This is a genomic window from Methanolobus psychrotolerans, from assembly GCF_002243045.1.
In the GTDB taxonomy this organism is placed as follows: Archaea; Halobacteriota; Methanosarcinia; order Methanosarcinales; family Methanosarcinaceae; genus Methanolobus; species Methanolobus psychrotolerans.
The window spans coordinates 16,738-31,290 of sequence record NZ_MBKP01000022.1 but is presented as its reverse complement, the minus strand read 5'-3'; the positions used below and the strand labels follow the sequence as shown (position 1 = coordinate 31,290).

Annotated in this window: 11 protein-coding genes; 1 reads left to right on the top strand and 10 read right to left on the bottom strand. The window is 42.0% G+C overall.

Translation table 11 applies throughout. From position 1 onward, the window contains the following. Positions 1-80: 80 nt before the first annotated feature. Complete coding sequence (locus tag BB781_RS09010; protein WP_164997837.1) at positions 81-1,154, bottom strand: polymer-forming cytoskeletal protein; 1,074 nt, start codon at positions 1,152-1,154, stop codon at positions 81-83. 192 nt (positions 1,155-1,346) lie between these two features. On the opposite strand from BB781_RS09010, the gene BB781_RS09005 reads away from it, so the two are divergent. Beyond that, on the top strand, positions 1,347-1,856 hold the full coding sequence (locus tag BB781_RS09005; protein WP_164997836.1) for a DUF2115 domain-containing protein: 510 nt from the start codon (positions 1,347-1,349) through the stop codon (positions 1,854-1,856). 60 nt (positions 1,857-1,916) lie between these two features. Here BB781_RS09005 and BB781_RS09000 read toward each other — a convergent pair whose 3' ends face one another. The 9 genes from BB781_RS09000 to BB781_RS08960 all read right to left on the bottom strand — a co-directional run bounded on the left by BB781_RS09000 (position 1,917) and on the right by BB781_RS08960 (position 14,514). Next, the gene (locus BB781_RS09000; RefSeq protein WP_094228166.1) at positions 1,917-2,531 is read right to left on the bottom strand and encodes a 4Fe-4S binding protein; all 615 of its coding nucleotides are present in this window, start codon (positions 2,529-2,531) and stop codon (positions 1,917-1,919) included. A gap of 72 nt (positions 2,532-2,603) precedes the next feature. Further along, positions 2,604-2,966 carry an HTH domain-containing protein gene (locus BB781_RS08995; RefSeq protein ID WP_094228165.1) on the bottom strand — a complete coding sequence of 121 codons (363 nt, stop codon included), beginning with the start codon at positions 2,964-2,966 and terminating at the stop codon, positions 2,604-2,606. A 127-nt stretch (positions 2,967-3,093) separates the two neighbouring features. Further along, on the bottom strand, positions 3,094-4,566 hold the full coding sequence (metX, locus tag BB781_RS08990; protein WP_094228164.1) for a homoserine O-acetyltransferase MetX: 1,473 nt from the start codon (positions 4,564-4,566) through the stop codon (positions 3,094-3,096). Next, positions 4,563-5,867 (bottom strand): O-acetylhomoserine aminocarboxypropyltransferase/cysteine synthase family protein, encoded by a 1,305-nt coding sequence (locus BB781_RS08985; RefSeq protein WP_094228163.1) that lies wholly within the window; start codon positions 5,865-5,867, stop codon positions 4,563-4,565. Before BB781_RS08985 ends, metX begins: the two co-directional genes overlap by 4 nt. 234 nt (positions 5,868-6,101) lie before the next feature. Next, positions 6,102-6,686 (bottom strand): GTP-binding protein, encoded by a 585-nt coding sequence (locus BB781_RS08980; RefSeq protein WP_094228162.1) that lies wholly within the window; start codon positions 6,684-6,686, stop codon positions 6,102-6,104. A gap of 59 nt (positions 6,687-6,745) precedes the next feature. Then, positions 6,746-9,001 carry a hybrid sensor histidine kinase/response regulator gene (locus BB781_RS08975; RefSeq protein WP_094228161.1) on the bottom strand — a complete coding sequence of 752 codons (2,256 nt, stop codon included), beginning with the start codon at positions 8,999-9,001 and terminating at the stop codon, positions 6,746-6,748. Between the two features lie 307 nt (positions 9,002-9,308). Further along, positions 9,309-11,756: a vWA domain-containing protein gene (locus BB781_RS08970; RefSeq protein WP_207205263.1), complete on the bottom strand. Its 2,448-nt coding sequence runs from the start codon at positions 11,754-11,756 to the stop codon at positions 9,309-9,311. Further along, the gene (locus BB781_RS08965) at positions 11,756-13,630 is read right to left on the bottom strand and encodes a vWA domain-containing protein (RefSeq protein WP_094228159.1); all 1,875 of its coding nucleotides are present in this window, start codon (positions 13,628-13,630) and stop codon (positions 11,756-11,758) included. Before BB781_RS08965 ends, BB781_RS08970 begins: the two co-directional genes overlap by 1 nt. Further along, the gene (locus tag BB781_RS08960; protein ID WP_094228193.1) at positions 13,630-14,514 is read right to left on the bottom strand and encodes a DUF58 domain-containing protein; all 885 of its coding nucleotides are present in this window, start codon (positions 14,512-14,514) and stop codon (positions 13,630-13,632) included. The genes BB781_RS08965 and BB781_RS08960 overlap by 1 nt, the downstream gene beginning before the upstream one ends. Between the last annotated feature and the right edge of the window lie 39 nt (positions 14,515-14,553).

The window sequence follows — 14,553 nt, the reverse complement described above, 5'->3', positions numbered from 1 at the left end:
TAACACAGGATCCGATGCATTACTATTAAAGGCAGCAATTGATCAAAAAATGAAAAGGACATTTGAGTTGTGTCCTTTAATTATTCTCTTACCGCATAGTAAATGTTGCCTATCGGTATGAAAGTGGCAACAATATAGACAAGGCTTCCTATAACCGGTATTTCACCTACAAGAAGAAGGACAAATATTCCAAATACCAGATATATCCACGTTTTTGGTTTTTTGTCTATTTTCGTGAACAGATACTTTCCAAGCCATAATGCTGTGAATATCCTTGCTGTGTAGAGACCTAGCAATATCAATGCTATGAGTATCATCGACAGCGGAATGCCTATTAGTGTGATAAGCAAAAAGGATGCAATTATCCCGGATGCTATGAATATTGCAAGACCGATGAGGAATGATTTTCCAGGCGATTCCGGGGTCTTTGAAGCTATATTACTGATCTGCTCAGGCCATATTGACATTGCCAGAAGGCCTATCAGCACCAGTGACAGATAACCTATGAACCACCACATAAATGAAAACGAGCTATTTCTTTCCGTGTAATATTGCTTCTCAAGGAACTGAACCTCTTTACCAACGGTTCCTGCAGGAACGTGAATGCTTGCAGGACTCTGGTATTTAAAGTTACCATTGATGTGTGCGTCGGGTAGTAATACGAGCTTTTCTGTGGTCAGATCAACATTTCCGCCGACCATGCCACCGAATGTGACCTCACCGCCTGATCCGGTGACATTCCCATTGACGTCACCAAGTATGTTGAGTTTACTTGACATGGATGTAAGATCACCACCAACAGCTCCGGTTGAGGATATTATTGTATCACCTGCAAACAAAACAAGATCGTCATGCACATCCCCGGAAATTGTCAGTTTACCCGAAGCGACTCTGACATCGTCACCTATATTACCTGTTATGATGACATCCCCGGCGGCTACTATCAGATCCTGTGTGATGTTTCCCCGGATATCGACCGTGCCGCCAGCAGCAACAACATCCCCATAAACAGTTCCAATGATTATGATATTATTGCCAGCTACATAAATATCATCATGTATTTCGTTATCTATTATTATCGTATCCTTACCTTCAATGATTGTAAAAGCTGATGCAGGATAGCTAAGTATAAAGATAATTAAAATCAATTCCAATAACATTAGAAATTCATTTCTTATAGTACACTCCCCCTTTTTAGTGATCTGCCCATAAAAGAATTGTGTTTCTTGGATTAAATGCTTTATCGAAAGCTATTTTTGGCTTTTTTAATATGTATAAAAAAATATATAACGTTGCCGTAGTTCCCGGGAATTGGGAATAAAGGCTTATGTACTTTTACTGAAGACTTGGTACTGAACAAGATGGATACATCAGAATTGCTCATCAGCCTGAAAAAAGAAAGCTTCTGCATTTCCAATTCAGACATCAGTCTTGCCAGGGTTGCTGTTATGGAAGCTGTACGTTATGTCCCTGAGCCATACAAAACGATATATTCTGCAGAATATTTTAAATTTCTTTATATGAATTTCCTTGAACTGAAAAACTGTGATAGTACAGGAACCAATGGGGAAATAGATGCAGAGGTATATGATTCACTTTTGCGCAGTATCCGCGGGAAAAGTTATTTGCATGACACAAAAAAAGAAGCTTTGAACCGTTTTACGCGTCTAATCCTTGCATATCTTGTTTTTATTGCAAAAAGACCACTTCATCCTGTGGGAATGCTTTTTCCAGGAGGTAGTGAGATCACACAAAAAGAGCAGAAGTATTATTGTCCGGTTAAGGACAAGCAATCAGAAACCGGCATTTCCTTCTGTGAATTCTGCATTTGCAGGGACAGTGCAGAACTGAAGTGAATATTGATCATGCCAATATGCCAAACATTCAAAAAAAAGATGTAGTGCCTGAATCTCACTTCAGGCTTCAAATGCCAGTGCATTTACGGGGCATGCAGTTATACATCTTCCGCACTTGATACAATCAGGCTTCTTGCTGTTGGTGTGAACTTCAAGTTGCATTGGACAGCTCTTATCGCACTTCTTGCAACTGATGCACTTTGAATCATCGACTTTTAGCTGGTATTTGTGACCGCCTATGAGGTTCTGGACAGTTCCCATAGGACAGAATGTGCACCATGTGCGGGGGCTGACAGTGGCACCTGCGACCAGTGCAATGCTTGTTGTTATAAGACACATTATTACAAATACCATCCCTATCTGGTTGATGATTCCCTGTGTGTTAAGCAGTCTGTAACCCATAAATCCCATCATCATCAGGAACAGTGGTATTCTTACCCAGTAGCTCCTGAGAATTGCAGGTATCTTTTTCTTACGGGTTATTTTTCCAACCCAGAAGTCGTTAAAACTTCCTCTTGGACAGAGGTTCCCACAGAACCATCTTCCTCTGAACAAGCTTGTTATCATCAGTGTTGCAAATACAAATAGGAGGAAATACCCCAGCAATGGGAACCACAGTCCTGCGATTGATACGATAATGACAAGAATTCCAAGGTGCGGAGTAATTTTTAGCACTATTATCACCCTTTATCTATGATTTTTTATTTGATGAACTGAAATCGGTATTGTATATGTGATTTTGATCATTCACTGATTTTCATCTGCCCACGAACGAAGCTCGCTGTCTACTCTTTTAACCCAATTGTTCACCGTATCCATAATTAATTCATGGATGTCTTTCTTGCTGCGGATCTTGTAGACAAAGAAATATCCTCCACCATCCATATTGTTCTGGGAACGGATGAGTATCTTCCTTTCGTAGAGCTTTTTCACACTTCTCTGGACAGTTGAAAGGTTGAGATCAAGTTCTTCAGCTATAGTTTCTGTTGTAAGCCAGTCCTGGCCGTATTGCAGGAAGTATTTCAATATCTGAAGTTCAGCTTTTGTAAGGTTCAGGCCACACTTGATGACAGCTTCAATTTCAAATTCTTTGCAGGCAAAATCAACCATTATACTACCTCTCGTATTCGACAGTACTGCACTAAAGTACCAACAGTATATAAAGAATTGTGAGTACTGTTGATTACTGCATGAAAACAGAAGTACTAAAAAAAAAGTAATTAAAATGAAAACGGAATTATCTGTATCCGCCTATCAGCCTGTTAATTTCTTCACTGCCTATGATGCCCATTATCCTTTTTTCATCATCAATCACCGGAAGGGCAGATATGTTATTCTGTTCCATCTTCTTTGCAGCACTTCCAATCTCTTCATCCCCTTTTGCCGTGAGGACATTTTTTGTTATTATACCATCCAGGGTTTTGCATTTCAATGCCACTGCCTTGGAAATATCCCATGAGGTAACAATGCCCATCAGTTCATTGTTATCAGTAACAACCGGTAAGTGTGTTATTCCTTTTTCAAACATTACCCTGGCTGTTTCCTCGATGCTGATACCCTGCCTGATAGATACGATGTCAGTTCTCATCACATCAGAAACAACAGTATGTGAAAGGAAATTACCGATCAGGTAGCCCAACTGCCCGGATTCCAGCAGGAATGCATCGTGTCCGTAATTGGATTCTATTTCCCTGTAAGTTACATCTATATCGTTTGCACTTAATGCAGCCACTATTTCTCTGGACTGGTAGGGCGGGTACAGCCAGTCAGAACTGACAGCAACAACAAGAAACTTTGCTTTTGCAGCTTTCATGCCTTCTATAAGGGAGCTTTTTATGGATAGGTCGAAGTAATCCAGTGCTTTGGTTATGTAGAGGTATGAATTAGCATCAAACCGTCTGGTAAATGATTGTCCCTGATAGTGCAGGTAGCTTTCAACCTCAAAATCAAATCCAAGTTTGTAATCATATTCTTCTTTGTCCTGCAGTTTCCTGCCGAATTTCTGGTGCATTGAAGCGTCGCTCAGGTATGTAATATGCCCTATCATTCTTGCCAGCGCCAGTCCGTGTACTGGGGCAGGCCCGCAGTAATAGTCCCCGTTATTCCATTTCGGGTCGGATAATATGGCTATCCTTGCAACCTCGTTGAATGCTATCTGCTGAGGCGATGAACGGGCTGTGGTTGCTATAGCTATTGCTTTTGTCACATAGTCCGGGTATGAGACCGTCCACTGGAGCACCTGTACACCTCCCATGGACCCTCCGATAACCGCAAAAAGCTTGCGTATCCCTAAATGGTCCACAAGCTCTTTCTGGGCTTTCACCATGTCTGCAATGGTTATGAAAGGAAAATCCTTCCCATACGGTTTGCCGGTTTCAGGGTTTATGGATGAAGGTCCGGTAGAACCCTTACATCCCCCAAGGACATTGGAGCAAATAACGAAGTACCGATCCGTATCAATGACCTTCCCCGGTCCGATGAGTATGTCCCACCATCCTGATTTGCTTTCTCCTTTATGCAATCCTGCTGCATGTGCATCACCTGTGAGTGCATGGCAGATGAGAATAGCATTACTTTTTTCAGGGTTCAGCTTTCCGTAGGTTTCATAGGCCAGCTTCACATCCCGAAGCTTTTTACCATTCTCCAGTACCAGTCCGTCAGGCAGGCTGAAGAGCTGTGTTTCAACAATGCCGATGTTTTCTTTTTTCATTGTATCTGTGACCTCTTCAATGCCTGGTCTATGTCTGCTATAATGTCTTCTGCGTCTTCAAGTCCCACTGATATTCTGATGAAATCATCAGTCACTCCTGTGGATTTTCTCTCCTCGACCGTCAGTTGCTGGTGTGTTGTTGAAGCCGGATGTATAACCAGTGTCTTTGCATCACCGATGTTTGCAAGATGCGAGAGCAGTTCAACGCTATCAATGAATTTCTTTCCGGCTTCCAGACCGCCTTTTATTCCAAAGCCGAGAATTGCCCCGTATTTGCCGTTGAGGTATCTTGTAGCAAGTTCATGGCTTGGATGGTCCTTAAGTCCCGGATAGTTCACCCACTTAACATCAGGATGTCCATTAAGGAATTCTGCGACCTTCAGTGCGTTGCTGCTATGCCGTTCAACTCTCAGAGGCAATGTTTCCAGGCCCTGCAGGAACAGGAATGAATTGAATGGACTCAGTGCAGGTCCAAGGTCACGAAGGAGGTGAACTCTCATTTTGATAATGAAAGCAATGTTCCCGAGTCCGGGGAAATCACCGAAAGTTTCCCAGTATTTCAGTCCGTGATATCCAGGGTCCGGTTCTGTCAGTCCCGGGAATTTCCCGTTACCCCAATTGAACTTGCCGGAATCTACAATTATTCCGCCGATGGAAGTGCCGTGTCCTCCAAGGAACTTGGTTGCAGAGAGTACAACAATATCAGCTCCAAGATCAATTGGTCTGGTAATACCAATTCCTACTGTATTATCCACAATGAGTGGTATTCCGGCATCATGTGCGATCTTTGAGATCTCCTCAAGATTCGGTACATCAAGTTTGGGGTTCCCGATTATTTCTGCGTAGATAGCTTTTGTTTTTGGGGTGATGGCTTTTTTGAACTCTTCAGGTTTTGTGGAGTCTACAAAATGTACTTTTCTTCCAAGTCCAGGAAATGTGTTGTTGAATAACTGGTATGTCCCTCCATAGAGATTATTGGCTGCTACTATCTCATCTCCCAGGCATGTGACCCCAAGGGTTGCAAGAGTGATAGCGGACATTCCGGAAGAAACAGCAAGTGCACCAGTGCCTCCTTCAATTGCAGCTACTCTTTTCTCAAGGACATCGGTTGTAGGGTTCATGAGTCTTGTGTAAATATTTCCGAACTCTTTCAGCCCGAAAAGATTTGCTGCATGTTCTGCATCCTTGAAAGTATATGATGCTGTCTGGTATATCGGTACGGCACGCGACCCTGTCACAGGGTCAGGTTCCTGTCCTGCGTGCAAGGCAAGTGTGTTAAATCCGTATTTCTTCTTATCCATGTTGTTTCCTCTTGTATTTCCTCAACAGAACTCAGTTGTGATATTACCTAATTGGCGTTTTTTGATATAAATATTTGCATAATTCACTTTGTGAAGATAACCCGCGGTTATATTATATGTTTTTGTTTTAGGTTATTGTAATCTCATATATCCCTGTGTAACTTCCCCATTTTAGGGGCAGAAAAGAAGCCCTTACTCCAAGTTGGTTTAAAGATAAATACAAAAATATAAGAGTTAAGCCACAATCATTTCTAAGAACTTTCCGTCTCTGAAATTCGGATTTTCAAGTATCTTTGCAGATGGATTTAGCGCGTGCACCAGTTTTCGCACGTTAGTGATATGCTCCTTAGTATCGAGTTCCGTCTTGTTGATGCAGATAATCTCTGCACCTTCTATCTGCTTTTTTGTATATTCTATAAGCTGGTCTGCTGACATTTCAAATTCTTTTGGATTGATAAGCACTACAGATGGAAGCAATTCTGTATCTGCAAGTGCCATTCTTTCAAGATCCGCTTTTAGTTTGTGGGGAAGCACAGTTTCCTCAGTTTCAATGAATACAGTATCCGGATCAAACTCTTTCTGTATCGTTAACAAATTGCTCCTTATGTCGGTATCAAGGGAACAAGGTATACAAACACTGTTTACTTCTTTTGTCTTGATGCCCAGTTTTGAAAGTGTCTTTTCATCATAGTCCACTTCTCCTGTTTCCTGCACGATAACTCCTATCTTTTCTCCTTTTAAGTTGAGATATTTTGCAATATCAAGGATCATTGTTGTCTTACCACTGCCCGTTGCTCCACCTATGATGCTGACTCTCATTCTATACACTCCTTCTATTATCGGGAATCCTTGAAACTTCCATATAATCTTTTTCCCAATCAGTATATATCGGTACCTCTGCCTTTTGGGTAAACAGGAATACGGAATGTGAATTTGCTACCTTTTCCCAAGTCACTTTCCAACTGTATATTTCCACTTTGCAGTTTCAGGCATTCCCTGACAAGTGCAAGTCCAAGGCCTGCTCCTCCAAATCTCCTGGTATTGGAACTATCGACCTGTACAAATGAATTAAATATTTTTTCCTTGTCATTTTCTGCAATTCCAATACCGTTATCCTCTACAGATACCACAATGTGTTCATCTTTAATCTCTGCATCGATGGTAATGGTTCCTCTGGATGGTGTGAACTTTACAGCATTCTCTATCAGATTGTAGAGTATTTCCTTGAACTTGTCAGCGTCCGCAGTTATTTCTACAACATTTTGATGAATATTGACACTTATCATTATGTTCTTTTTGAGAGTCATCATTTTTGTTGATTTTATGACTTCTTCAATACTCTTAACCGGGTCAAAAGCTGAAAACCTCAGTTCCATTCCATTAGATTCCATTATTGCCAGATCCAGCACACGATTAATTAGTTCCAGTAGCGTGTGTCCTGCATCATTGACAATTTGCAGATATTTCTTTTGTTCATCATTAAGTTCTCCCATGTTCTGTTCTATCAGAACATCTGAATAGCCAATAACTGAATTAAGAGGAGTTCTTAACTCGTGATTCATGTTTGCAAGCAGCTCATTTTTGCACCGGTTTGCCTCCTCCGCAGCTAAACGTGCAAGAAACATCTGTTCCTCAGTTATCTTCCTATCGGTAATATCTACAAGAGTACCAATCGTTCTTCTAGTTCCTACTTTTGCATCGAATGTATTTCCTTTTGCCAGTACCCATTTCCATTCCCCAGAGCTTGAAAGCATCCTTATCTCATAATTGAAGGGTTTACTTTCTTTTGCAGATCTTATAATCTCTGGCATTATGTTATTCCTGTCTTGTGGATGCATCAAACTGCTCAATGTATCAAGGCCCATTGGAAACTTTTTTTCATTATAGCCTAACAGACTCAGATTAAAGTAGAATTTATCATTTTGCAGGTCCCATGCCCAAAAACCATGTTCTGAAACCTTCATTGCAAGCCTAAGTCTCTCTTCGCTTTCCTCTAACTCTTCTTCAGCCTTCTTTCTTTCAGTAATGTCCATAAATGAGCCCATGTATGCGATCGGTTTGCCTGCAATGTCCTTAATGATGGTTGTAGATAACCACACAGAAACCATAGATCCATCTTTTCTCCGGGCCTTACGTTCACTTTTGAACCCCTGATCTTTTAGTATTTCCAGGATTTCGGTTCTTTCATAATCCGTATAAAATAAATCTTCAGCACACTTTCCAATCACATCGTCCTTTGTCCCATATCCCCATATTTCTAAGGCAGCTTTATTTGTATAAGTGATCCTGCCCTCAAGATCAAGAAGGACAATACCATCTACGCTGGATTCGATGGCCTGGTTTCTTATAAAAAGTTCCTCTTCTGCTTTTACTGTTTTAGTTATGTCAAGCGTATATCCTGCCATCCCGCAAGCCTGTCCGTTCTTATCTTTGATTATCCGCAGGGATAAAGAGCTAATGAATAATTCTCCGTTCTTTCGTTTTAATCGTACCTGTTCCTGATGATCTCCTTTTTCAAGAAGAGGTTTTATGATGTCACTGTTGAGATTTTCAAGGTCACTGTCACTATAAATAAGGGATATATGCTGACCTAAAGCTTCCCTGGAAGTATATCCAAAAATCTTTTCAGCTCCCTTGTTCCAGTTTATTATAATTCCTTCCATGTCAGTAGAAATTATGGAAAAGGGATAATGTTCCAATATTTCAGAGGTCAGTTCCAGGGATTTTCTACCCTGCTTATTTTCCAGGAGTATCTTTTTCTTCCGGATCGCTTCTTTTATAACAAAAGGCAATCTGCTGATGTGTTCTTTTAGTATGTAGTCAGTTGCTCCTGCCTTCATAGCATCGACAGCAATTTCCTCATTCATAGCTCCAGTCAGGATGATAAATGGGATTGTGTTGTTATATGTAAGTGAGATCTTAAGTGCCCGCATTCCGTCAAACTCAGGAAGCAAATGATCAGAGAATATTATATCAGGTTTGAATTCATATAATCCTTTTAAGAATTCATCTTCATTCTGTGCCATGTATGATTCAAATGGAATTTTACAACGACTTATTATCCTTTTGGCAAGTTCCAAGTCTTCAGGCATGTCATCAATAAACAAAATCTTCAATACCTGATTTTCTGTCATTTAAATACCCCATATCAAATGTCCTCATCTGATCGTTCCTGCTGCCTTTAGATTTAGAGTCAGATGTTCTATTTTGCAGTCTTCCAGTACCCCCACAGTGCAAAAAAACTGCATAATTTATTTTACAATAAAGCTTATTCTATTATTATGTTCTGCTTATTAATATACTTACAGGTATTGATAATCAATAACATAATCCCAAAGAAAAATTCAGAGAAAATAAAATTAAAAGGAGATTATTCTATAGGTCCTTCTTGCCCGCTTAATAAGAGGTTGGCATCTTATCAGAATATATCAGATGTAACATTCATGCCCCAATTTCCTGCTGTAGTTTCTTCATTTCCCTGATCTCTTTTATTCTCCTCAGAATGACTTCACCGAGGAAGATAATAAGAGCGGCAAGCAAGAAATATATCTTCTGGCTAACACTGTCACGCACAATCTTTTCGGATTTCCCCTTTGCTTCCTCAAACAGTTGAGCTCTTGCTTCATTTACAGAATATGTACTGCCGCCGTATGCTTTGATAAGTGCCGGAAGTTCCTCATTAAGCCCGACATCACGGTACTCCAGAGCATAGTTCACAGCTATCGGGTATCCTGAAAGATCGTGGATACCGATGGGGCTGGGATTGATTACAGATTCATAGACATTGTTTCCTGTAAGTGACAGATCAAGTGCATCACCATCCAGTTTAAGGGTTGGTATACCTTCATCATACATTGTCAGTTCAATGGTTACAGGTGTACCATACCATGTGTCCTCAGCTTCCACAACAGCTCCCGTCTCTTCCCGTGGGTTTCCGATGACCCAGTTCACGGTTGAGGATATGAGCTTTGAATTGTTGCCTGAATACATCTGTGTGGCCCACATATTAGTTCCCCCTCGTCCGTTGTCCGTTGTCAGGGCTGCGACCCTTCCAAGTCCGTATCTCCACGTTGTCAATACGGGCTTTCCGGTGCTTGTAATAATAAGCCTGTCAGCTCCGGCTTTGGGAGTAACGTCGTTGTAACCTGTGATGCTACCTTCTATGTCAATGTTCTTTGTGATGAAATGCTTGGTATTGAGTTCTATAAGTGGATAAATTCCAAGGTCAGCAGTCTCTTCATCCGGGGTCTGCTGAAGGTCTTCGAAATTTATGTTCGCCCTTTCTCCCTGCTCAAGATAGAAGTAAGTACCTCCAATTTCACTCATCAACATTTCAGCATATCTATTGCTGTATTTATCATATTGTGATGGTGCACTTGAGCTGATATGTATGTAATACAGGTTCACACCTTCGCCCACAATCTTTTCTGCTATCTGCAGACTGTCATCATATGATTTTTCGATGCCACCATCAGAAATGACGATGATCTCAAGTTCTCCAATTTCACTATCCAGCCATTCTTCTGCTATTGCAAGTCCCTGATCAAGTGATGTTTCACTGGTTGAGCCTGGTGTAAGTGTTTTTATTTCGGATTCCAGATATTCAAGATTAGAAGCTGTTCCAAGGAATAACATTCCCCCGGATACGTCTTTACCTTCTGTACCAAAAGCAATGACTCCAAGGTAAGCATCCCTCAGGTTTTCATTATAAATTATATTAATGGCATTTCCCAGTATATCGCCAAGTGTTCCGTGGGCAGATGTACTCTGCGATATATCCAGCAGAAGCACTACGTTCCTTCCTCCACTCCAGTCTGTGGGTTTTGAGGTTACCGGAAGGATCTCTTCGATTGGTGAGTCAAGATAATCGCCAAAGTTGTAGGAACGTTCTCCTCCCACAACAACAATGCCCTTTCCGTCATTCAGGTAACTTTTAAGCTCTTCAACCTCAGCTTCGGTAAAAGAGTTAGCATGAGTATTATCGATAATGATTGCTTTCCTAGTGTCGATATTGTTAAGTTCCCCTGTAGTTGAAACTTCATAGAGGTTTAATAATACATCAGCAAGTGGTGAGCCGGTTTCAAGTCCTATTGCACGTATCTTTGGTTTCGGGACGGTGTACACAGCTTTGTAATATACATTGTTGATCGGGTCAACATCAGAGCCGGAGGGCGTTATAATAGCTTTTAACGTATGTGCCCCTAGTTTGGAGAATTTGACCTGTGTCACAGGTATTACTTTCTCACGTTCGGTTTGTGTAACCTTTCCGCTCCTGATAAGGGTATCATCACTGTAAAGTTCGTAGCTGTATGTTACTGTTTGTTCCATTGCCTGGGATACTACAATATCAAACTGGTTTTCATTCTTGAAAATTACAGTTTTATCGCCTTCTATCTGCACGCTCAGGTCGTTGAGTTTCATTTCAGGCTGAACCAGATAGACCGTAGTTCCTGTCTCCTTTGCAAACTTCAGGGCATTCTCAACATCCTCTCCGGTATTGCTGTTACCATCAGTGACCAGCACTATCTGGTTGTCACCTGTGGAATACTGCACAATGGCATCACCAAGGGCAGTACTGTCCCCGGTGAGCCGGACAAGTGATGCGGACGTTTTCGCGGTCATAGCCTCATAAAGCGTAGATGCCGTACCGTTCTCAAATAGTGCCATACTGTCAGTCTCATCTGAGATTATCACAAGGTCGGGGCTATCATCTGTCGTGATCCTTGATATCAGTGTAAAAGGTGATGCAAGAGCAACGATAAGCAGTATAGCTACAATTATGCGTGAGAATATAAGTCCTTTTTTTCTTCCTTTCTTCAACAAATAAATACCTGCAACAAGAGCAGGTATTATCAGCCAGAGCATCTCCGGTTTCTCGAGGTTGACCATCAGAGTTCACCTCTCTTCCTTATAACCAGCAGTTCGAGTATGACCAGGATGAAAACAATGATTATCATATAAGTGTCCAGATAGTCCTTTGCAGTATAGGAACTGGCACGTACAATATTTGGCTCACCATCTGCCTGTGAGCGTTCAATGACATCACTTCCGTCAAGAGTGGTATCAGATTCCCTGTCGTTGTAAAGGTTCACAGCTATTTCTTTTCCGGCCACCTGATAAATTCCTGTCTCATCATAAAAGACACGGCTTACGGTCTGGATGCCGCCGGGAGTTTTAATGTCCTGTTCCTTTGCCAGTGCAGAGATCGTTCCGGTCTTAAGGTTGTAGTCCTGCACACTGCCGGTACCGCCAAGCCATCCTGCCAGCTTGAACCAGAATACAGGATACTCAGGAAGATTGTGGAAGTTATTCCAGGCACCCTCGCCTGTTATATCATTGATGCCAAAGTACACAACAGTTCCGTCACCCACAGAACCATAAGCCAGTACAGGTATGCCATCTTCAGTAGCTACAAGGGTCGTGGAATCAATTCTTGATGTTACATTAAGGTAGCTATAAACGGCAACCTCTTCGTATTTTATATCCTCGCTAAGTCTTGTGTCCTGGACAACCTCAAGGGTCACGCCATCATCGGTCTCTTCAACTGAACCGGGTATTACGGGAAGCAGTTGCTGCAATTCTATCTTTGTGTTTTCTGATGACAATGCCTCACTGGCAATGAAAACAGCTCTTCCGCCGCTATTGAGGAAGCTTTGAAGGGTTGATATCTCATTACTTGCAAGTGTTCTTTCCTTGTTCGCAACGACGACCATGCTGTATTTTGATAGGTCCTCAGGCACTCCTTCAAGCTGGTTAAGGTTAATGTTCGGTATCAGTGAGAGTGCTACCTGTGAAGGAAGATCATCAACATCAGTTACAAAGAGCAGCTGCCTGTCAGATACCTTTGGAATGGATATGTAAGCGATATTATCCACCACCAGGCTATCATCATCGGTAATCTTGACTTCCGTGATGCCGGTTCCAAGATTTGTAAGCTGGAATTGTTTTGTGGAACGTGCAGGAATTGTAAGTGAAACGGTATTTTTCTTGCCACTGTCAAGATTCTCGATCTCAAGATCTACTATCTGCCTGCTGTTCTGGTAGTTCTTCACAACCCCTGTATAGGTGTAACTCCCATCCACAGCCTCAATGCCGCCCTGAATGAACCCCGCGTTGTCAGCTTCCCTTCCAACAAGTACAAACTGGACTGTTAGTCCGTATGATTCTGCAAGTTTCATGGCATTGACAGGGTCATCACCATTCCAGTTGGTAAAATCAGAAATTACAACAATATTACCACCCTCATTTGATAGCAATCTCATGCCTGCTGAAATGGCGCTTGACAGATCTGCAACAGTTGCTTTTGCTTTAAGAGAATTAAGTGTGTCATAGGTTGCCTGTGAGTTTTCTCCTTCAAGTACGGTTACAGGGGTACTTTCTGCAAGTATGATGCTGTTCTTCTTGCTCACGTAGTCCTCTGCTTTTGCTATTGCATCGCTGAATCTGCTGTCGGTCTGCATACTTGCCGATGCATCTATAATAAGTACTGTATGTTCACCGCTAAGTGCTTCCTGTGTTTCAAGGTAAGGTGCGGCTGCTGCCAGTGCAAGGAGTATCAGTACAAGTAACTGTATGAGGAACAGAGGGTCCTTGATGAGTTTTGTGATCGATGTGTAGAAACGTTTCTTCTCTTCCTTGATGTTCATAAGGAACATAAGGGATGGAACCTGGATCTGTAATGGTTTTGGCCTGAGAAGATAAAGAATAATCAGCGGTATGACACTTGCAAGGGCTGCCAGTGCAAGAGGACTCTCAAAAGGCATTACCATCTCCTCCTGCTAATGGTATGGAAGAACGCATCAAATATCGGGATATCGGTTGTGAATGTATAGAAGTCAGCACCCACCCTGCTGCATGTGTCCTTGATGTGGTTGAGGTGTTCTGTGAGTTTTTCCTGATATTCACTTTTCAGTTCCTCACTAATGTATGTGTCCAGCTTAACCCCGGATTCAAGATCAATGAGCCGGCTGTGGCCATGAATGGTAAGGGTGCTTTCAGTTCTGTCAAGCACCTGGACAAGCATCAGGTCATGGTCTGAAAAGCGATAAATTGCAGATTCGATTTCTTTCGGGTCCTGAAGGAAATCAGAGATAATAATGACAAGTGAACGTGAACGAATGGCTTTGCCATACTGGATGGTACATTCATCAATGGCAGTCTTCCCGCCGATCTTAGCTGTCTCAAGCCTCTCAATGGTATTGAGCAGGTATTTCCTGCCTCTTCTGGGTTTTGTAATATCCACATCTTCTGCGAAGGTAGATATGGCGAACTTGTCGTTGTCCTTGGTAACAAGATAGGCAAACCCGGCTGCAAGCATAGTTGCATACTCGAACTTGCTTGTAGCGCTTCCGCCGGTATAGTCCATACTTTTACTGGAATCCAGCAGGATGTGTGTGGTCAGGGATTTGTCTTCCTCGAACTGGCGTATATAGAGTTTCTCTGACCTGGCATAAGCTTTCCAGTCTATGGATTTGAGTTCATCTCCCTGGTTGTATTCCCTGTAACCAACGGTATCCAGCCCCCTTCCGCTGTGGATAGAGCGTCTGCTACCGGCATAGGCAGTTGATATTCTTTTCCTCACCATGAAGGTAAAACGGTCAAGCTGCCTGAAAAATTCAACATCGATATTATGTCTCTTGTCGCTCATTGCCAGTACTCTGCCTGAGTTTCCCTGCAAAGCTGCTTT

Excerpts from the sequence above, each read along its gene's own strand:
- BB781_RS08995 (WP_094228165.1), bottom strand. The coding sequence starts at position 2,966 with ATGGTTGATTTTGCCTGCAAAGAATTTGAAATTGAAGCTGTCATCAAG.
- metX (WP_094228164.1), bottom strand. The coding sequence starts at position 4,566 with ATGAAAAAAGAAAACATCGGCATTGTTGAAACACAGCTCTTCAGCCTG.
- BB781_RS08985 (WP_094228163.1), bottom strand. The coding sequence starts at position 5,867 with ATGGATAAGAAGAAATACGGATTTAACACACTTGCCTTGCACGCAGGA.
- BB781_RS08980 (WP_094228162.1), bottom strand. The coding sequence starts at position 6,686 with ATGAGAGTCAGCATCATAGGTGGAGCAACGGGCAGTGGTAAGACAACA.
- BB781_RS08975 (WP_094228161.1), bottom strand. The coding sequence starts at position 9,001 with ATGACAGAAAATCAGGTATTGAAGATTTTGTTTATTGATGACATGCCT.
- BB781_RS08970 (WP_207205263.1), bottom strand. The coding sequence starts at position 11,756 with ATGGTCAACCTCGAGAAACCGGAGATGCTCTGGCTGATAATACCTGCT.
- BB781_RS08965 (WP_094228159.1), bottom strand. The coding sequence starts at position 13,630 with ATGCCTTTTGAGAGTCCTCTTGCACTGGCAGCCCTTGCAAGTGTCATA.
- BB781_RS08960 (WP_094228193.1), bottom strand. The coding sequence starts at position 14,514 with ATGAGCGACAAGAGACATAATATCGATGTTGAATTTTTCAGGCAGCTT.